Consider the following 18830-nt stretch of genomic DNA (forward strand, 5'->3'; position numbering starts at 1 on the left):
CCTATCAGGCTGTCGTCCTGCTCACTCGACGGCGGACGCTTCAATCTTATCCAGTCGCGGAGTCTGGCCATGGCCGCGGCGCATATCCTGACGCAGCGCCACCTCCTGAACCTCACGACGCATCACGAGATCCGCCAGACTGATACCGCTTAAAAACTCGTGGATCTGCTGACTCAAGTCACACCACAAATGGTGGGTCAAACAGGTATCGCCCGAATGACAATCACCCAGCCCTTGGCAGCGTGTGGCATCGACCGACTCGTTGACCGCATCAATGACTTGCGCAACCTGAATACCAGCCATCTCGCGGGACAACTGATAACCGCCACCCGGCCCACGAACACTCGTCACCAAGCTGCCACGGCGCAACTTGGCGAACAGCTGTTCAAGGTAGGAAAGCGAGATGCCTTGTCGCTCAGAAATGTCTGCAAGGGACACCGGCCCATGTTGCGCATGCAGCGCAAGGTCGAGCATCGCAGTGACGGCGTAACGGCCTTTGGTAGTCAATCGCATCGGTTTGCACCAAGCATCATGGTTTGACGCAAGTATGCAATACCCGACTATTTAGATCAACTATAAGCCTGATCAAACTACTCAGGCTTTAGCCGCATGAGCACAAGGAGCACACCGAGTCGGCAGGGGCACTCATCAACGGGCAGCCATGATAGCAGCACCCCCTGCCGGTCGCACTTCAGGTACGAGACTCCTCTCCAGCATCCTTGACCTCGGCAAAATCTTCTTCGCGAAGCTCAGGCATCTGCTTCGCGCAATAATCGCTGCCAAGCGCAGTCAATGCCTGACACATGCCTTCCATGCGCTCTTCGACTGCCTGGACGTGATCGAGCAGCTGGCCGATGGCTCGCGCCACTGGATCAGGCATATCTTCGGTCACACCATAGGCGTCGAAACCGATCTTCTCGGCGATCGCCTTACGCTTGGCTTCCTGTGCGTCATCAGACTTCGCGATCACACGTCCCGGAATACCCACTGCGGTCGCGCCGGCGGGCACCGCGCGCGTCACCACAGCGTTCGACCCTACCTTAGCGCCCGCACCGACCGTAAACGGGCCTAGAATCTTCGCCCCGGCGCCGACGATCACGCCGTCCTCCAGCGTAGGGTGACGCTTGCCCTTGTTCCAGCTGGTACCACCTAGCGTGACACCATGGTAAATCGTCACATCATCACCAATCTGCGCGGTCTCGCCGATGACGATGCCCATTCCGTGGTCGATGAAGAACCGCCGCCCGATCTGAGCCCCAGGATGGATCTCAATACCCGTCAGCCAGCGCGCCAGATTTGAATTCATACGTGCGAGCCACTTGCAGTCGTTTTGCCATAGCCAGTGGGAAACCCGATGAAACCAAACAGCGTGCAGCCCCGGATAACAGGTGATGACCTCAAACGCGTTACGCGCTGCCGGATCGCGATGAAAGACGCTCTGGATATCTTCGCGCATGCGTTCGAACATCAATCAGATCTCCGCTTGTGAGGTTCGCCGCGGACGGCCTTCTGAGTTTCGGTAAGGATGCCGCGCAGGATGTTCATTTCCAGCTTGCTTATGCCGCTGCGGCCGTAAAGCCTGCGCAGACGAGGCATCAAGTGTCGAGGCTTTTGCGGATCTAGAAATCCGATGTCGACCAGCGTCCGCTCCAAATGTCCGTAGTAATGCTCAAGCTCGTCAGCCGTTACAGGCTGGGCGTTGAGCATTGAAGTGGTTTCCAGTTTTTCGATTTTGCTCGGCTGGTTGCGCGCGGCGAGCCAAGCCATGCGCACCTCATAGGCCAGCACTTGTACGGCAGCTGCCAAGTTCAACGAACTGAACTCGGGATCGGACGGGATATGCACATGATATTGGCAGCGCTGAAGCTCTTCATTGGTCAGCCCGGCATATTCACGCCCGAACACCAAAGCCACTTCCTCCCCTCGCTCGACATGCTCCAGGCAAGTCGAACCGGTCTCGCGCGGATCCAGCATCGGCCATGGGATACGCCTATCGCGCGCGCTGGTGCCCAATACGAGGCTGCAGCCGACCAGTGCTTCCTCGAGTGTTGCTACGACATGCGCCGTATCGAGAATGTCCGTTGCACCCGATGCACGAGCCACGGCGTTCGGACTCGGAAAATCCTCAGGGTCAACCAGGACGAGCCGGGACAACCCCATGTTCTTCATGGCCCTGGCTGCACCGCCGATATTGCCAGCGTGACTGGTGTTAACCAGCACTACCCGAATGTTCTGAAGCGACACTGTAGTTCTCGATCAGCAAGGCAAAATGAAAGCTTACAGGAACGGCTTGGACCTTCGCCATTGCTCCCCGGATGCGTACCAACTGCGTAACACCTTTACAAGCTTTCTGATAGAATTGCCGGCTTTCTTTAAACGACCAGGTATTTGATCGATGCAGCCCATGCTGAATATCGCGCTGCGCGCCGCCCGTAGCGCTGGCGAAATGATTGTTCGTTCCACCGAGCGCCTGGACGTGATCTCGGTTAGCGAAAAGGATGCGCGCGATTACGTCTCTGAGATCGATCGCACCGCCGAACAACTTATCGTTACGGCGCTGCGCAAGGCTTATCCAAACCATTCCATTCTAGGCGAGGAAGGCGGCCTTTTAGAGGGTAGCGGCGAAGGCAAGGACTACCTTTGGGTAATCGACCCGCTGGATGGGACCACTAACTTCCTGCGCGGCGTCCCGCATTACGCGGTGAGCGTCGCCTGCAAATACCGTGGCCGCCTCGAGCATGCGGTTGTTCTCGATCCCGTTCGCCAAGAAGAATTCACCGCCAGCCGCGGCCGCGGCGCAGCGCTGAACGGGCGACGCCTGCGGGTTAGCGCACGTAAGAGCCTGGAAGGCGCCCTACTCGGCACCGGCTTCCCGTTCCGCGACGGACAGATGGACAACATGGACAGTTACCTGAACATGTTTCGCAGCCTTGTCGGGCAAACAGCAGGCCTTCGCCGCGCCGGTGCGGCCAGCCTGGACCTGGCCTATGTGGCGGCCGGTCGTTATGACGCCTTTTGGGAGTTCGGCCTTTCGGAATGGGACATGGCCGCTGGCGCGCTACTGATCCAGGAAGCAGGCGGTCTGGTCAGCGACTTCAGTGGCAGCCACGACTTTCTACAAAAGGGGCAGATCGTTGCCGGCAATACGAAATGCTTCAAAGCGGTCCTGACTGCGATCCAACCGCACCTGACACCGTCCTTGAAACGCTAGATGACAGCCATAAAAAAACGCCCCATCGGGCGTTTTTTTATGCTCCGGCTTACTGCTGCGTAAGCACCAGCTCGCCATCGCGAAACGGGATCTCCTTGCCAGGATCACGATCCATTCGCACCTGACCGACCTTGCCATCCAAATCATATTTGACGTCATAGCCTACGATCTTGTCCTGGCTGTCAGTGACCGTATTGCACCGGGTCTCGGTGGCTGTGTAGGTATCGTTCGCCTGCATACGACCCTGCACCTGATTACCCGCATATCCGCCACCGACCGCACCAACCACGGTTGCGATCTTCTTGCCGTTACCGCCGCCGACCTGGTTGCCGAGCAAGCCACCAACAACCGCACCGACTGCCGTACCCGCAATTCGATTAGCGTCCTGGACTGGCTTTTGCCGAGTAACGGTCACCTCTCGGCACACCTCACGAGGAGTATTGATGGTTTCCTTGACCGGCTCCACCGCTAACACCCGCGCGAACTCGGGTCCCCGATCAACCAGCGTGTAGGTGGCGAATGCACCGCCAGCGGTGACGATTGCAGCACCCAGAACACTACCCACCAGCATCGACTTATTCATTGATACTTCCTTCTTCTGACGGGCGGAGCCCGCGGCGGCGCGTTAGGCCGCTCTATTCAGCAGAAGTTCAATGATTAATCAGGGGCGCTCGTCCACCTCCTCAACCACGGGCGGAATGAGGTCATCCCGCGTGAGATTCAGCCATACCAGCAACATTCCCGCGACGTATACCGACGAATAGGTGCCGGCACCCACACCGATCAGCAACGCCAAGGAAAAGCCCCACAGGTTTTCCCCTCCGAAGAACATCAGCGCCCCTACCGCCAAGAGCGTCGATACAGACGTCGCTAGCGTACGCAGCAGCGTTTGTGTGGTGGAAATATTGATGTTCTCCATCAGCTCCGCCTTGCGAAGCATTCTGAAGTTCTCGCGAATCCGATCGAAGATAACGATGGTGTCATTCAGCGAGTAACCAATCACCGCAAGCACCGCGGCCAACACCGTCAAATCGAAGGAGATCTGGAAAAACGAGAACACGCCCAGCACCAGGATCACATCATGGAACAGCGACAACACCGCCCCGAGCCCGAACTTCCACTGGAACCGAAAAGCCACGTAAACCAGGATCCCACCCAGCGCCAACAACATGCCGAGGCCACCCTGATCGCGCAACTCCTCGCCCACTGCCGGACCGACGAATTCGACGCGCTTAACCGTGACTACTCCAGCGTTTTCACCATCGCGAAGCGCGTCGGCAATACGCTCGCCCAGCATCGGGTCGTCGCCTGGCATTCTCACTAGCACGTCTGTGGTTGCGCCAAAACTTTGGACCACGGCATCGCCATATCCAGAGCTGGCGAGCTGGCTCCGTACCTGGTCCAGCGCCACCGGCTGCTCATACGACAGCTCGATGAGTGTGCCGCCAGTGAAGTCCAGGCCAAAATTCAGCCCTTTCACCGCCAGACTCGCGAGCGAGGCAATCGTAAGCAGTACCGTCAGGGCAAACGCCAGATGGCGCACGCCCATGAAATTTATTACACGTTTCATCGCGCTAGCCCCTTAAATCCACAACTTCTTGAGATCGCGGCCACCGTAGATCAGGTTGACCATGGCGCGGGTCACGATGATAGCGGTGAACATGGAGGTCAGGATTCCAAGCGACAACGTCACAGCGAACCCTTTAATCGGCCCGGTACCCATAGCAAACAGGATTCCGCCAACAAGTAGCGTCGTCAGGTTTCCGTCGACAATTGCCGAAAACGCGCGATCAAAACCCTCGTGAATGGCACGCTGGACTGACATACCGTTGGCAATTTCTTCACGGATGCGCGAGAAGATCAACACGTTGGCGTCTACCGCCATGCCCATCGTCAACACGATTCCAGCGATACCTGGCAGCGTCAGCGTCGCGCCCAACATCGACATCAATGCGGTGAGCACAACCATGTTGAACAGCAATGCAACCGTCGCCAGTATCCCGAAGAACTTATAGATCAAGACCATGAACACTGCGACAAAGAGGAAGCCCCACATCGCCGCCTCGATACCGAGCTGGATATTTTCCGCCCCAAGGCTCGGGCCGATGGTGCGTTCTTCGGCGAAGTACATCGGCGCAGCAAGGCCACCCGCACGGAGCAGCAGCGCCAGCTCGGACGACTCGCCTTGTCCGTCCAGCCCGGTAATGCGGAACTGACTACCTAGCGGGGACTGAATCGTCGCTAGGCTGATGATCTTTTTCTCTTCCTGGAAGGTCTCGACGCGCACTTCCTGCTCGACGCCTTCGACCATTTGCTTGACGTAACGAGTCGTCGGACGCTGCTCAATGAAGATGACCGCCATGCTGCGCCCGACGTTGTTACGGGTGGCCCGATTCATCAGGTCACCGCCGTGACCATCGAGACGTATGTTCACCTGCGGCCGGCCATTCTCGTCATAGCTGGCCTGGGCGTCGGTAACCTGGTCACCGGTGATGATCAGGCTGCGCTCGAGCTGTACAGGCGGACGGCCCTCCTCACGAAACTCGAACGTCTCGGTCGTCGCGCGCGGCGCATCGGCTTCGGCCGCCAGACGGAACTCGAGGTTCGCCGTCTTGCCAAGGATACGCTTGGCTTCGGCAGTATCCTGCACGCCTGGCAGTTCGACGACGATTCGATTGGCACCCTGACGTTGGACCAGCGGCTCGGACACCCCCAACTCGTTGACCCGGTTGCGGACCGTGGTCAGGTTCTGCTTGATCGAGTATTCCCGGATCTCGGCCAGCTTGGCCTCGGTAATTATCAGGCGCAGCACTTGCTGGCCGTTTCGCTCGCTGGAGGTCAATTCGAAATCGTTGAAGTTCTTGCGAATCAATGACTGAGCATTGGAAAGCGTGGCTTCGTCGGCGAAGCCGAGCTGTACAGCATTCTCCGCCTGCGGAAGGCTGCGGTAGCGAACACGCTCCTTGCGCAGCAGGCTCTTGATCTCGCCTTCGTAGACGTTGAGGCGCGTCTCGATCGCCTTGTCCATGTCGACTTCTAGAAGAAAGTGCACACCACCTGACAAGTCCAGACCCAGCTTCATCGGACTCGCACCGAGGTCACGCAACCAATCGGGCGTAGTGGGCGCAAGGTTGAGCGCAACCACGTAGGCATCACCCAGCGCTCGACGCACTACATCTTTGGCTGGTAGCTGGTCGTCCTGATCGGTCAGCCGCAACAGACCGCCACGACCCTGCTCGTCGAGGCTCGTCGCCTTGACATCGATACCGGCTTCAACAAGCGCCTTGCTGGCGCGGTCGAGATCGGCATCAGTCACGTTGAGCGAAGTGGCCGCGCCCGTGATCTGAACAGCCGGATCATCCGGATAAAGGTTGGGCGCTGAATAAATGAAGGCAATGCCTAGCACTACGAGTATCAGCAGGTATTTCCAGAGGGGGAATCTATTGAGCATGACGCAGCCCGTCTAATGACGCGGGGCGCCTTGCGCGCCCCGTCGTTTGTATTGAGTAGAAGTCAGCTCAGATGGCTTTCAGCGTGCCTTTAGGCAGCGTTGCAGCAATCGCCACTTTCTGGAACTTCAGCTCCACAGAGTCGGAAACCTCGATGACGACGAAGTCATCGGTGACCTTGGTGACCTTACCTGCGATGCCACCGGAGGTAACCACCTCATCGCCCTTCTGCAGGCCACCGATCAGGTTCTTGTGCTCTTTAGCGCGCTTGGCCTGTGGACGCCAGATCATCAGGTAGAAAATGACCAAAAAACCGACCAGGAACAGCCATTCGAAGCCACTCCCAGCGGGACCAGCGGCAGCCTCTTGAGCGTAGGCGGCGGGAATCAGAAAGCTCATGTAGCACTCCTGTTGCAGAGATCAGTTTAGTTATGGATTCGTCACGCAAGCGGCGGGGTTGGCAAGCCGCGCTTGGCATAGAAGGCGTCGACAAAGGCCGCCAATGTACCCTGTTGAATAGCATCGCGTAAACCAGCCATCAGGCGCTGGTAGTGACGCAAGTTATGGATTGTATTCAACATGCTGCCAAGCATTTCGCCACATTTGTCTAAATGGTGCAGATAGCTTCGGGAGAAGTGTTTGCAGGTGTAACAATCGCAATCGGCATCCAGCGGAGAGTCATCATAGCGGTGCACGGCATTGCGGATCTTGACGACACCAGTGTCGGTAAACAGATGGCCGTTGCGCGCGTTGCGCGTGGGCATGACGCAGTCGAACATATCGACACCCCGGCGCACGCCCTCGACCAGGTCTTCCGGCTTGCCTACCCCCATCAGATAACGCGGCTTATCGGTCGGCATCTGCGGCGGGAGGAAATCAAGCACGCGAAGCATTTCCTCCTTCGGCTCGCCGACCGAGAGGCCGCCGATCGCCAGACCATCGAAGCCGATTTCGCACAATCCTTCCAGCGAGCGCATGCGCAGCGACTCGTGCATGCCACCCTGAACAATGCCAAACAGCGCAGCAGGATTGTCACCATGGGCATCCTTGGAACGGCGCGCCCAGCGCAGCGACAGCTCCATCGAACGCCGCGCGACCTCTTCGTCAGCTGGATACGGTGTGCACTCATCGAAAATCATAACGATGTCCGAGCCCAGATCGCGCTGAACCTGCATCGACTCTTCAGGCCCCATGAACACCTTCGCACCGTCGACTGGCGAAGCGAAATAGACGCCCTCTTCCTTGATCTTGCGCATCGCGCCCAGGCTGAACACCTGAAAGCCGCCAGAGTCGGTCAGGATCGGCCCCTGCCACTGCATGAAATCATGCAGATCGCCATGCGCCTTGATAACTTCGGTGCCCGGCCGCAGCCAGAGATGAAAGGTGTTTCCGAGGATGATCTGCGCACCGATTGCTTCGATATCGCGCGGCAACATCCCTTTCACTGTGCCGTACGTGCCCACCGGCATGAACGCCGGCGTTTCCACCGTGCCGCGAGGAAAGGTCAAACGGCCACGACGGGCCTTGCCTTCGGTAGCGAGCAGCTCGAAGGACATATGGCAGGTACGACTCATTGGGAATCCTCGGGGCCTCGCGGGGCCGGATTGCGTGTGATGAACATCGCATCACCGTAGCTGAAAAAGCGATAGCCCTTGGCGACAGCTTCGGCATAGGCCGCCATTGTCTCGGGGTAACCGGCAAACGCCGAGACAAGCATTAGCAGCGTCGACTCGGGCAGGTGGAAATTGGTGACGAGCGCATCCACAACGTGAAAGGACTTGCCTGGGTAAAGAAAGATGTCGGTGTCACCGCTGAATGCCTTTAGCACGCCATCACGCGCCGCACTTTCCAATGAACGAACGCTGGTCGTGCCGACCGCAACCACTCGGCCACCACGAGCCCGGCACGCCGCGACCGCGTCGACGACGCCCTGGGAAACTTCGAGCCACTCACGATGCATATGGTGTTCTTCGATGCGTTCGACGCGCACCGGCTGGAACGTCCCAGCACCGACGTGCAAGGTGACGAAGGCACTTTCCACACCTTTATCCCGCAGTGATGCCAGCAATTCAGCATCGAAATGCAAACCAGCGGTTGGCGCCGCGACCGCGCCCGCCCGTTGCGCGTAAACCGTCTGGTAGCGTTCGCGATCAGCATCCTCGTCGGGCCGATCTATATAAGGAGGCAGAGGCATATGCCCGACGCGGTCGAGCAGTGGCAGGACGTCCTCGCTGAATTCGAGCTCGAACAGTGCGTCATGGCGCGCCAGCATTAACGCATCGCCGCCCCCATCAATAAGAATACGCGTGCCTGGCTTGGGTGACTTGCTAGCGCGTATGTGAGCCAGCACACGACGACCGTCTAGCACGCGCTCAATGAGCACCTCAAGTTTGCCTCCTGTGTCCTTCTGACCGAACAGGCGCGCCGGAATAACCCGCGTATTGTTGAATACCATGAGATCGCCGGGGCGCAGATAATCGAGCAGCTCGGCGAAACCGCGGTGCTCCAGATGACCAGTCGGGCCATCGAGCACCAATAATCGGCTTGCACGGCGCTCGGCCAGCGGATGTCGCGCAATCAGCGAATCGGGTAGCTGGAAGGAGAAATCGGAGACTTGCATGAAAAATGATCAGCGCGGGGCTTCGGGGGCGCAAAGCTTAGCGGAAACACATCACTCTGACCACGCTAGACGATTGACCGCTTCGCATCGCATCCCTATACTGCGCCGCCACTGTGCCTCGATGGCGGAATCGGTAGACGCAGCGGATTCAAAATCCGCCGTTGGTAACAACGTGAGAGTTCGAGTCTCTCTCGAGGCACCATAATCAGTGACCAAAGACAGCCGATTGTCTTTGGAGATAGGGGAACCGCATGACAATCGCGGCTTCTCTCCTGCGACAGCCGATGCATCAGGCATCGAATAGACCCAGCAGTCTAATCACGCTGTAACGCGACAAGACAGCCGGAGCCCTCTTCCTGAGTGAGGCGGCTGGCAAAGTAAACTTGAAATGATAGATGCGCTGGAAAGCGCGGCTTGCAGTGGGCAAACTCCGTAACTCCGAGGGCTTGGCATCGCCCGGCGAGTTATCGTAGAGTGTGCCCACTGTGTTTGCATGGGTCGCCGTTGAATCGTGACCTGGTGCAGTAGATCTCAAGATCCGCTACATCCCGTTCGACTCTTTACTCCTTGCAACCAGTCTCCGCCTGCTGCTTTGTGCAGAGGCGTTTCTACTATTGAGTTTCAAGGATACAAAGCTATGTCGAATCGTCAGAACGGTACCGTCAAGTGGTTTAACGACGAGAAAGGTTTTGGTTTCATCACTCCCGAGAGCGGTCCGGATCTGTTCGTACACTTCCGCGCAATCGAAGGCAACGGCTTCAAGAGTCTGAAAGAAGGCCAGAAAGTCAGCTTCGTTGCTGTGCAAGGTCAAAAGGGCATGCAGGCTGACCAGGTTCAAATCCAGGAATAAGCCCCGCTCCGCAAAGCCCCTGATGGCAACATCAGGGGCTTTTTTATGCGCGCGATTCCGTAGAATGCGCGACTGCCTTTCCAGCGAGACTTCACATGCGTAACCATCTGCTCACTCCGCAGGGCCAGTTTCCCGCGGCCGGTCTGGTCCGTCGAATCGCGGCCATTTTCTATGACGCGTTTTTGACGATCGCCCTGATGATGGTTGTCACCTTGCTGTATCAGCAGGTGCTCTTGCGTGCCTTTTACGGCAGCGAAGGATTAAGGACGGTAGCGGAATCAGGGGGGCTGGATATCGATCCGATTCTATCGACCCTTCTGCTGTTCTCCGTATTCGCATTCTTTGCCAAGTTTTGGACGCACAACGGCCAGACGCTCGGCATGCAGGTCTGGGGAGTCCGAATTCAGAACGCCGACGGCAGCGCCATTGACCTGTGGCAGGCGCTGCTGCGTTTCCTGATAGCGATCATGTCCTGGCTTGCCCTGGGATTGGGCTACTGGTGGGCGCTATGGGACAAACAGCACCGCACCTGGCACGACATCTATTCTGAGAGCCAGGTCGTTCAGCTACCGAAGAATATTCACAAGAAGTGACGAGACAGGGACCGAAAGGCCCCTCCTCCACAACCCGCTGCGCTAGCCAGCCCGGCGTAGCAGGAATACGCCAGCGAGCGCGCAAAGGCCGGCCGGCACCGCTACCGCAAGCAGTGGCGAGAAGCCGAACACCTGGCTCGCAGGTCCCAGCAGGTCTTGCAGAATACGAAAAACGAAACCCACGATCACACCGGTGAAGATTCGCTGCCCGAGCGTTACCGAGCGCAACGGCCCGAAGATGAAGGAGATCGCCAACAGCACCAGCGCTACCGTCACCACTGGTTGCAGCACCTTGGTCCAGAACGCCAGCCAATAGCGGCCATTGTTCAAACCCTGATCACCGAGATAGTGGATATAGCGCCATAGTCCGGTGACCGACAGAGCGTCCGGCTCCATGATCACGGTGCCGACCAGCTGCGGTGTGAGCTGCACGTCCCAGCGCTCTTCAGCTGTCTTGGTGACTTCCGTATGCTCACCACGGAAATGTGTAGTGGCGACGTCGGTCAACAGCCACTCATCCTCCACGTAGCGCGCCCGACGGGCAAAACTTGCCGACAGCAGCTGCCGCTGATCATCAAAACGGTAACGGGTGACGCCGAGCAGCAGACCACTTGGCTGCACCGCATTGATATGCACGAACTCATCGCCTTGGCGGTGCCAGAGTCCTCGCTTGCTGCTTTGCGCTTCGCCGGCCCCCTGCGCCGACGACCGACTGGCCTGCGCAATGTTCTCGCTCCAGGGTGCGACGTACTCACCGATCAAGACACCGACCAGCATCAGCAGCAGCATCGGTTTCATGACTGCCAGCACGATCCGACCCAGCGACACTCCAGCGGCACGCATGATGGTCAGTTCGCTGCTGCTGGCGAGCGTGCCGAGACCGATTAAACAACCTATGAGTGCAGCCATTGGCAACATCTCATAGACCCGTGACGGCGTTGTAAGCAAAACGTAGACGGCGGCGTTCAGCGAACCATAGCTACCCTTGACATCGCCCAGCTCATCGATGAAAGCGAACAGCAATGCCAAGCCGACGATGATGCCCAGCACGGTCAGAATCGCCAGCAAGACATGGCTGCCGATATAGCGGTCGAGCTTACGCATGGGCAGCCCTCGATACAGCACGGCGCTTGTCCATGGCGAGCCTCATCGGTTCCCAGTAGAGCATCAGCATCCCTATCGCAAAGAAAATGACATGTACCCACCAAAGCCCTAGCGCTGGGGGAATCCGCCCCTTATCCAGGGAGCCGCGGGCCGCGATCAGCAGAGCCAGGTAGGTCATATACAGAAGGATGGCGGGAAGCAGCTTGAGAAAGCGGCCCTGGCGGGGGTTCACTTTCGACAGCGGCACCGCGAGCAGCGTGACGACAAATACGAGCAGGGGCAGCGAAAGCCGCCACTGCAGCTCCGACTGCAGACGAATGTCAGTGCTGCCGAGTAAGTCGCGCGTCGGCATCGCCTCGCGCTCGCTCAACTCGACACTGACGTTCGGCTTGGGCAGCAACACACCATAGGTGTCGTACTGGATCGCGCGATAATTGGCCTGACCGGGATTACCGTCATAGCGAAAGCCGTTTTCCAGGATCAGGTAACGACTGCCATCAGGCTGAACCTCCTGACGACCGCTTTCAGCGACCAGCACAGACAGTCCGCGCTTTTCGCCGGTGGCGCTTGAAAGATTGGTTTCAGAAATAAAAACGCCGGCCAGCTCGGTGCGATCAGCTGTCAGCTCGCGCGTGTAGGTCACTCGAGTTCCGTCGCGCAGGGTCTGAAAGCGCCCAGGCACCAGCGTATCGAATTCGGTCAGCGAATCCTGCTCATTGAGGATGCGATCAACCTCGGCGACGCCTTGCGGTGCCAATCCGAGACTGAGCCAACCCACCAGCCCGGCAACCAGTGCCGCCGGGGCCAGGCTGTACGCCAGTAGCCTGCGCTGGCTCATGCCCGTGGCGGAGAGAACGGTCATTTCGCTGTCGAGGTAGAGACGTCCGTACGCGAGCAAAATGCCGAGGAACAGGCCCAGCGGCAGAATAAGCTGGAGAAACCCGGGTAGCCGGAACCCCATGATCATCAAAAGCACGCCTGGATCGAGGAGCCCCTGCGCGGCCTGCGCCAGGTATTTGATGAAACGGCCACTCATGATGATCACCAGCAAGACAGCGCTCACGGCGCTCAGGGTGACCAAAAGCTCACGGGACAGGTAACGAAAGACAATCAAACCGGACACTCCAGGGTTGTCAGGCTCCGGCGGCTACGCTCAAACTAGCCGCCAAACAGCCGGTCCGCCCGCAACAGGGCGCTGAAGAGGCACGTAGCAGCTGTCAGCGCCCCGGTGGACGAACCACCGGAAAATAAGCCCGGCATTATCCTGCAAACCCGACTCTTTGTCTTGGGGACTAAACGCTATGGAATTCGTTGTCAAAAACACCAAAGCAGCTGTGGCAAAAACGGCCACGCTGGTTCTTCCAGTCGGTGAAGACCAGCAGCTCGGCGCCATCGCCCAGAGCGTGGACCAAGCCAGCGGCGGCGCCATCAGTGCGGTGCTCAAACGTGGCGACCTGCAAGGCAAGCCGGGCCAGACCCTGCTGTTGCATAGCCTGGCCAACCTGAAAGCCGACCGAGTACTGCTGGTCGGCACGGGTAAGGACGGCGAACTGGACGCACGCCAGTGGCGCAAGATCGCGGGCGCAGCGTACGGCGTGCTCAAAGGGCTCGGCGGCAACGACGCGACCTTTGCGGTACAAGACGTCCTCGTCAAGGATCGCGATACCTATGCGAAAACCCGCACGCTGGTCGAAGTCATCGCGGATAGCCAGTACGTATTCGATCAGTTCAAGAGCAAGAAGAACGACAGCTCTGCCCTCGCCAAGATCACTTTGCTAGCGGACAAAGCTGACCAGGCTGCGGTCGAGCAGGCGACACGCCATGCTGCCGCGATCGCCGCTGGCATGAGCGTCGCTCGTGATCTTGGGAATCTGCCGCCGAACATCTGCCATCCGAGCTATATAGCGGACCAAGCCAAGCAGCTCGGCAAGGCCTTCAAAGGGCTGAAAGTCGACGTTCTCGACGAAAAGAAGCTGCGTGAGCTGGGTGCCGGCTCGTTCCTCGCCGTCTCGCAAGGCAGCGATCAGCCGGGCTGCATCGTCGTCATGCAATACAACGGCGGGAAGAAAGGTGAACAGCCCTACGCACTGGTAGGCAAAGGCATCACCTTCGACACCGGCGGCATCAGCCTCAAGCCCGGCCAGGGCATGGACGAGATGAAGTACGACATGTGCGGTGCTGCCAGCGTGCTCGGAACCTTCCGCGCGGCGTTAGAGCTTCAGCTGCCAATCAATCTCGTCGGTCTGCTCGCCTGTGCGGAAAACATGCCCAGCGGCAATGCCACCCGCCCGGGCGATATCGTCACCACCATGAGCGGGCAGACGGTCGAAATTCTCAATACCGACGCCGAAGGCCGGCTGGTCCTTTGCGACACGCTCACCTATGCCGAACGCTTCAAGCCTCGCGCCGTGATCGACGTCGCTACGCTGACCGGCGCCTGCATCGTCGCCCTGGGCAGCAACACGTCTGGCTTGCTGGGTAATAACGACGTATTGATGCAGCAAGTGCTGGGCGCCGGCCAAAAGGCCGATGACCGTGCCTGGCAGCTGCCGCTATTCGACGAATACCAAGAGCAACTGGACAGCCCCTTCGCTGACATCGCCAACATTGGTGGACCGAAGGCCGGCACGATTACCGCCGCCTGCTTCCTCTCGCGCTTTACCAAGGCTTATCCGTGGGCGCATCTGGACGTGGCGGGCACTGCATGGATCAGCGGCGGCAAGGAGAAAGGCGCGACGGGCCGTCCGGTCCCGCTGCTGACCCAGTACCTGCTGGATCGAGCAGAGCAGGCATGAGATTCGTGAGCAGGAACCGGGCATGACACGCATCGAGTTTTACGTGCTGCCCGACAGCGAACCGGCAGGCCGCGCCCGAGCCGCCTGCCAGCTGGCAAGCAAGGGTTGGCAACATGGCATGCCGGTATTCATTCGCTGCCAGAACAACCAGCAATGCAGCGAACTGGACGAGCTCCTATGGAGTTTTCGCGCCGAACGCTTCATCCCGCACGAGCTTCACGAAGACGATCCACATGCGCCCGTTGTGATCGGCATGGAACAGCCGCCCGCGGCAGCACAGGGTTTGCTGATCAATCTGTCAGCGACCCTGTCGCCGCATCTCGATCAGTTCAGCCGGGTGATAGAGATCGTCAATCAGCAACCCGAACTACTGACCGTTTGCCGGGACAATTTTCGTCTCTATCGACAGCGCGGCTATGATCCAAAGAGGGTTGAGCTGTAGCGAGCCCTGAGCGCTGCAGCTCCAAACTCTGCCGCCGCCGTCGCATAGATGGCTATCGGGCTGATGCCCTTTCAGGAGCGCCACCTCTCCGCCTGGACGCGTAATTCTGGAAATCACCGTACATGACGCAAACGCCCCCCTCCAAAGCCACCCATCTTCTCGATGACTTGGAATCCATCCGCGCCCTGCTCGGCGATCAAGACGCTCCGCTGCTGAGCGAGACGCTCGATCCAGACAGCATTCCGCTGCTCTCGGAAGTTGTTGAGCCCGCCTCGGCTGAACCCGAGTTCGAACCGCGGGAGCCGGCCGTGCGCACAGCCTTTCGCACCCTTGCCGAGCGCCATCTCGATCACGAGCTTCGCACTGCTGCGCAATTGATTCTGCAGGATGTGATCGATGACTTTGTGCCGCAGATCGAGGCCGAACTGCGCCGTCGCCTGGAGTCCCGCGCCGAGAAGCTGATCAAATCCCATCGCTCCTGAGCAGCAGCAAGCACACCACCATGCGCCGCTGAGGGCGCCGAGCTGCGATGCGTATCGGCAGCTCCCCCTCGCGGCAGCGGGATAAAAGCGGCACTGCGGTTCTGCCGCCCGTGCACTTTGCCTTTATACTTGCCCGCTTTTCCGATCAGCCGTTCTAAGGGTCCCGCCGCATGGACAAGACCTACCAGCCGCACGCCATCGAAACTTCCTGGTACCAGACCTGGGAATCGAATAACTATTTCGCCCCCCAGGGTTCAGGCGAGTCCTACACCATCATGATCCCGCCGCCGAACGTCACCGGCAGCCTGCACATGGGTCATGGCTTCAATAATGCGATCATGGACGCGCTGATTCGGTTCCGCCGGATGCAGGGGCGCAACACGCTGTGGCAGCCAGGCACCGATCACGCCGGCATCGCCACCCAGATGGTGGTCGAGCGACAGTTGGGTGCCCAGGGTGTCAGCCGTCACGACCTTGGCCGCGAGAAATTTCTGGAGAAGGTCTGGGAGTGGAAGGAAGAGTCCGGCGGCAACATCACCCGTCAGATCCGCCGGCTGGGTTCCTCTGTGGACTGGTCGCGTGAACGCTTCACCATGGATGCGGGCCTATCCAATGCGGTCAAGGAAGCCTTCGTACGTCTGCACGAAGATGGCCTGATCTACCGCGGCAAGCGCCTGGTCAACTGGGACACCAAGCTGCACACCGCGATCTCCGACCTTGAAGTCGAGAATCACGACGAGAAAGGTCACCTCTGGCACCTGCGCTACCCGCTCGCCGATGGCTGCAAAACCGCCGACGGCAAAAGTTACCTGGTCGTTGCTACGACCCGCCCGGAAACCATGCTGGGCGACGCTGCCGTCGCGGTGCATCCTGAGGATGAGCGCTACAAGAACCTCATCGGCCGCCACATCATGCTACCGCTGGTGAACCGCCTGATTCCCATCGTCGCCGACGACTACGTCGACCTTGAGTTCGGCACCGGCTGCGTAAAGATCACGCCCGCCCACGACTTCAACGATTACGAGGTCGGCAAGCGCCACCACCTCCCGCTGATCAACATCTTCGATCGCAACGCTGCTGTGCTGGCCCGCGCGCAGGTGTTCAACATCGACGGCACGCCGAACGACAAAGTCGACGCGAGCCTGCCCGACGGCTACGCGCATATGGATCGTTTCGATGCGCGCAAAGCCATCGTCGCTGAGTTCGAAGCCATGAGCCTGCTCGAGAAAATCGACGACCATGCGTTGAAAGTCCCGCGCGGTGACCGCTCCGGCACCATCATCGAACCCTGGCTGACCGATCAGTGGTATGTCTCGACCAAGCCGCTGGCAGACAAGGCGATCAAGGCCGTCGAGAGCGGTGAGATCCAGTTCGTACCCAAGCAATACGAGAACATGTACTTCAGCTGGATGCGTGATATCCAGGACTGGTGCATCAGCCGTCAGCTGTGGTGGGGTCATCGCATCCCGGCCTGGTACGACGAGGCCGGCAATGTCTATGTCGGCCGCGACGAGATGGAAGCCCGCACTCGCTACAACCTCGGCACCGAGGTCGAATTGCGTCAGGACGAAGACGTTCTGGACACCTGGTTCAGCTCTGGCCTATGGACGTTCTCCACCCTCGGCTGGCCTGAACAGACTGACTTTCTCAAGACCTTCCACCCGACCGACGTACTCGTTACCGGCTTCGACATCATCTTCTTCTGGGTGGCCCGGATGATCATGTTGTCGACCCACCTGACCGGCCAGATCCCGTTCAAGACGGTGTATGTGCACGGGCTTGTTCGCGACGGCCAGGGCCAGAAGATGTCCAAGTCCAAGGGCAACGTGCTCGACCCGCTGGACATCGTCGACGGCATCACCCTGGACGAGCTGCTGCAAAAGCGCACCAGCGGCATGATGCAGCCCAAGCTGGCCGAGAAAATCGCCAAGCAGACCCGCGCCGAATTCCCCGACGGTATCGCCAGCTATGGCACCGACGCGCTGCGCTTCACCTTCTGCTCGCTGGCTTCCACGGGCCGCGACGTGAAGTTCGACATGGGTCGCGTCGAGGGCTACCGCAACTTCTGCAACAAGATCTGGAACGCCGCCAACTTCGTCTTCGAAAACACCGAGGGCAAGGACACAGGAATCAACGACGAACCCGTCGAGCTGTCTTCGGTGGATCGCTGGATCATTTCGGCGCTGCAACGCACCGAGGCCGAAGTGACCCGCCAACTCGAAGCCTTCCGCTTCGATCTGGCTGCTCAGGCGTTGTACGAATTCATCTGGGACGAGTATTGCGCCTGGTATCTGGAGCTGGTCAAGCCGCTGCTGTGGGACGAAACCGCCAGTATCGAACGCCAGCGCGGCACTCGCCGCACGTTGGTGCGCGTACTGGAAACGGCCCTACGGCTTGCACATCCCTTCATGCCGTTCATCACCGAAGAGATCTGGCAACGCGTTGCGCCACTGGCGGGCAAATCCGGCCCGACCCTGATGTTGCAACCCTGGCCGGAATTCAACCCTGAGCGCCTCGATGAGGCGGCCGAAAACGATATCGCATGGGTCAAGGCGTTCATGCTCGGCATCCGCCAGATCCGTGGCGAAATGAACATCTCCATGGCCAAGCGCATCGATGTGGTGCTGGGCAATGCCAGCGAATCCGACCAGCGTCGCCTCGCCGATAACGAGCCGCTGCTGAAGAAGCTGGCCAAGTTGGAGAGCGTTCGGGTCCTTGCCGCTAGCGAAGAAGCACCGCTGTCCGCCACGGCGCTGGTGGGCGATCTGCAGGTACTGGTTCCCATGGCGGGGCTGATCGATAAAGAAGCCGAACTGGCTCGCCTCGACAAGGAGATTGGCAGACTCGACGGCGAAGTGAAACGCGTCGGCGGCAAACTCGCCAATGCCGGCTTCGTCGACAAGGCGCCGGCAGAAGTGATCGATAAGGAACGCGCGAAACTGGCCGAGGCCGAACAGGCCAAAGCCCAACTGCTGGAACAGCGCGCGCGCATCGCGAGCCTGTAACGAACGCGGAGACCAGCACTTAGGTGCTGGCCTTTCTGTTTAAGGCCACCCGTCTTGATTGATGACAAGTAAAAACCGATGCGGCCGATACACTATGTCGCACATCCAATCGAATCCAACCTGACAGGCTAGAACGACGCGAGACCGCTTTCGACATGAAGTAAGTCAGCAGCGAAGCTAGCCCTATCGGGTAGCCGTACGCGCAGCCGTCACGACGTGGTATTTCCTCCCGTATCGCGGTTTTCACACTTAATTCACACGCGCCGCACGTCGTCCTTT

At 59.1% G+C, this 18830-nt stretch carries 18 protein-coding genes and 1 tRNA gene; 8 read left to right on the plus strand and 11 right to left on the minus strand.

Annotation, left to right across the window (positions count from 1 at the left end; all coding sequences use genetic code 11):
* Positions 1-21 precede the first annotated feature (21 nt).
* From iscR to trmJ, 3 genes are all read right to left on the minus strand, one after another.
* Positions 22-513: a Fe-S cluster assembly transcriptional regulator IscR gene (gene iscR / locus K4O48_RS14585; protein WP_222909113.1), complete on the minus strand. Its 492-nt coding sequence runs from the start codon at positions 511-513 to the stop codon at positions 22-24.
* Positions 514-691: 178 nt separating this feature from the next.
* Entirely contained in the window at positions 692-1468 is a 777-nt protein-coding gene (cysE, locus tag K4O48_RS14590; protein ID WP_222909114.1) for a serine O-acetyltransferase, read from the minus strand.
* The gene (trmJ, locus tag K4O48_RS14595) at positions 1468-2244 is read right to left on the minus strand and encodes a tRNA (cytosine(32)/uridine(32)-2'-O)-methyltransferase TrmJ (protein WP_222909115.1); all 777 of its coding nucleotides are present in this window, start codon (positions 2242-2244) and stop codon (positions 1468-1470) included. The genes cysE and trmJ overlap by 1 nt, the downstream gene beginning before the upstream one ends.
* A gap of 151 nt (positions 2245-2395) precedes the next feature.
* On the opposite strand from trmJ, the gene suhB reads away from it, so the two are divergent.
* On the plus strand, positions 2396-3211 hold the full coding sequence (gene suhB / locus K4O48_RS14600) for an inositol-phosphate phosphatase (protein ID WP_222909116.1): 816 nt from the start codon (positions 2396-2398) through the stop codon (positions 3209-3211).
* 49 nt (positions 3212-3260) lie between these two features.
* Here suhB and K4O48_RS14605 read toward each other — a convergent pair whose 3' ends face one another.
* The 6 genes from K4O48_RS14605 to queA form a co-directional block, all read right to left on the minus strand.
* Positions 3261-3794, minus strand: coding sequence for a glycine zipper 2TM domain-containing protein (locus K4O48_RS14605; protein WP_222909117.1), 534 nt, complete (start codon positions 3792-3794; stop codon positions 3261-3263).
* Between the two features lie 78 nt (positions 3795-3872).
* On the minus strand, positions 3873-4781 hold the full coding sequence (gene secF / locus K4O48_RS14610; RefSeq protein ID WP_222909118.1) for a protein translocase subunit SecF: 909 nt from the start codon (positions 4779-4781) through the stop codon (positions 3873-3875).
* Positions 4782-4793: 12 nt separating this feature from the next.
* Positions 4794-6662 (minus strand): protein translocase subunit SecD, encoded by a 1869-nt coding sequence (gene secD / locus K4O48_RS14615; protein WP_222909119.1) that lies wholly within the window; start codon positions 6660-6662, stop codon positions 4794-4796.
* A gap of 67 nt (positions 6663-6729) precedes the next feature.
* On the minus strand, positions 6730-7059 hold the full coding sequence (yajC, locus tag K4O48_RS14620; protein WP_222909120.1) for a preprotein translocase subunit YajC: 330 nt from the start codon (positions 7057-7059) through the stop codon (positions 6730-6732).
* A gap of 41 nt (positions 7060-7100) precedes the next feature.
* Complete coding sequence (gene tgt, locus K4O48_RS14625) at positions 7101-8216, minus strand: tRNA guanosine(34) transglycosylase Tgt (protein WP_222912110.1); 1116 nt, start codon at positions 8214-8216, stop codon at positions 7101-7103.
* Positions 8217-8230: 14 nt separating this feature from the next.
* Complete coding sequence (gene queA, locus K4O48_RS14630) at positions 8231-9280, minus strand: tRNA preQ1(34) S-adenosylmethionine ribosyltransferase-isomerase QueA (protein ID WP_222909121.1); 1050 nt, start codon at positions 9278-9280, stop codon at positions 8231-8233.
* 115 nt (positions 9281-9395) lie between these two features.
* Here queA and K4O48_RS14635 point away from each other — a divergent pair.
* The 3 genes from K4O48_RS14635 (at position 9396) to K4O48_RS14645 (ending at position 10723) form a co-directional block, all read left to right on the plus strand.
* A tRNA-Leu gene (locus K4O48_RS14635) sits at positions 9396-9482 on the plus strand.
* Positions 9483-9917: 435 nt separating this feature from the next.
* Positions 9918-10130: a cold-shock protein gene (locus tag K4O48_RS14640; RefSeq protein WP_003284681.1), complete on the plus strand. Its 213-nt coding sequence runs from the start codon at positions 9918-9920 to the stop codon at positions 10128-10130.
* Positions 10131-10225: 95 nt separating this feature from the next.
* Positions 10226-10723: an RDD family protein gene (locus K4O48_RS14645; protein ID WP_222909122.1), complete on the plus strand. Its 498-nt coding sequence runs from the start codon at positions 10226-10228 to the stop codon at positions 10721-10723.
* A gap of 42 nt (positions 10724-10765) precedes the next feature.
* On the opposite strand, the gene lptG is transcribed toward K4O48_RS14645, so the two are convergent.
* Together lptG and lptF are read right to left on the minus strand one after the other, a co-directional pair.
* Positions 10766-11827, minus strand: coding sequence for an LPS export ABC transporter permease LptG (gene lptG, locus K4O48_RS14650; protein ID WP_222909123.1), 1062 nt, complete (start codon positions 11825-11827; stop codon positions 10766-10768).
* Positions 11820-12941 (minus strand): LPS export ABC transporter permease LptF, encoded by a 1122-nt coding sequence (lptF, locus tag K4O48_RS14655; protein WP_222909124.1) that lies wholly within the window; start codon positions 12939-12941, stop codon positions 11820-11822. The genes lptG and lptF overlap by 8 nt, the downstream gene beginning before the upstream one ends.
* A 187-nt stretch (positions 12942-13128) precedes the next feature.
* Between lptF and K4O48_RS14660 the strand changes: the two genes are divergently transcribed.
* The 4 genes from K4O48_RS14660 to K4O48_RS14675 all read left to right on the plus strand — a co-directional run bounded on the left by K4O48_RS14660 (position 13129) and on the right by K4O48_RS14675 (position 18551).
* On the plus strand, positions 13129-14622 hold the full coding sequence (locus tag K4O48_RS14660) for a leucyl aminopeptidase (RefSeq protein ID WP_222909125.1): 1494 nt from the start codon (positions 13129-13131) through the stop codon (positions 14620-14622).
* 22 nt (positions 14623-14644) lie between these two features.
* Positions 14645-15064 carry a DNA polymerase III subunit chi gene (locus K4O48_RS14665; RefSeq protein ID WP_222909126.1) on the plus strand — a complete coding sequence of 140 codons (420 nt, stop codon included), beginning with the start codon at positions 14645-14647 and terminating at the stop codon, positions 15062-15064.
* A 122-nt stretch (positions 15065-15186) separates the two neighbouring features.
* Complete coding sequence (locus tag K4O48_RS14670) at positions 15187-15546, plus strand: DNA polymerase III subunit chi (RefSeq protein ID WP_222909127.1); 360 nt, start codon at positions 15187-15189, stop codon at positions 15544-15546.
* 170 nt (positions 15547-15716) lie between these two features.
* A complete protein-coding gene (locus K4O48_RS14675) occupies positions 15717-18551 on the plus strand; it encodes a valine--tRNA ligase (protein ID WP_222909128.1) in 2835 nt (944 codons plus the stop codon).
* Positions 18552-18830 lie beyond the last annotated feature (279 nt).

Origin of the sequence: Pseudomonas sp. DNDY-54, from assembly GCF_019880365.1 — a bacterium.
Taxonomy (GTDB): domain Bacteria; phylum Pseudomonadota; class Gammaproteobacteria; order Pseudomonadales; family Pseudomonadaceae; genus Stutzerimonas; species Stutzerimonas stutzeri_P.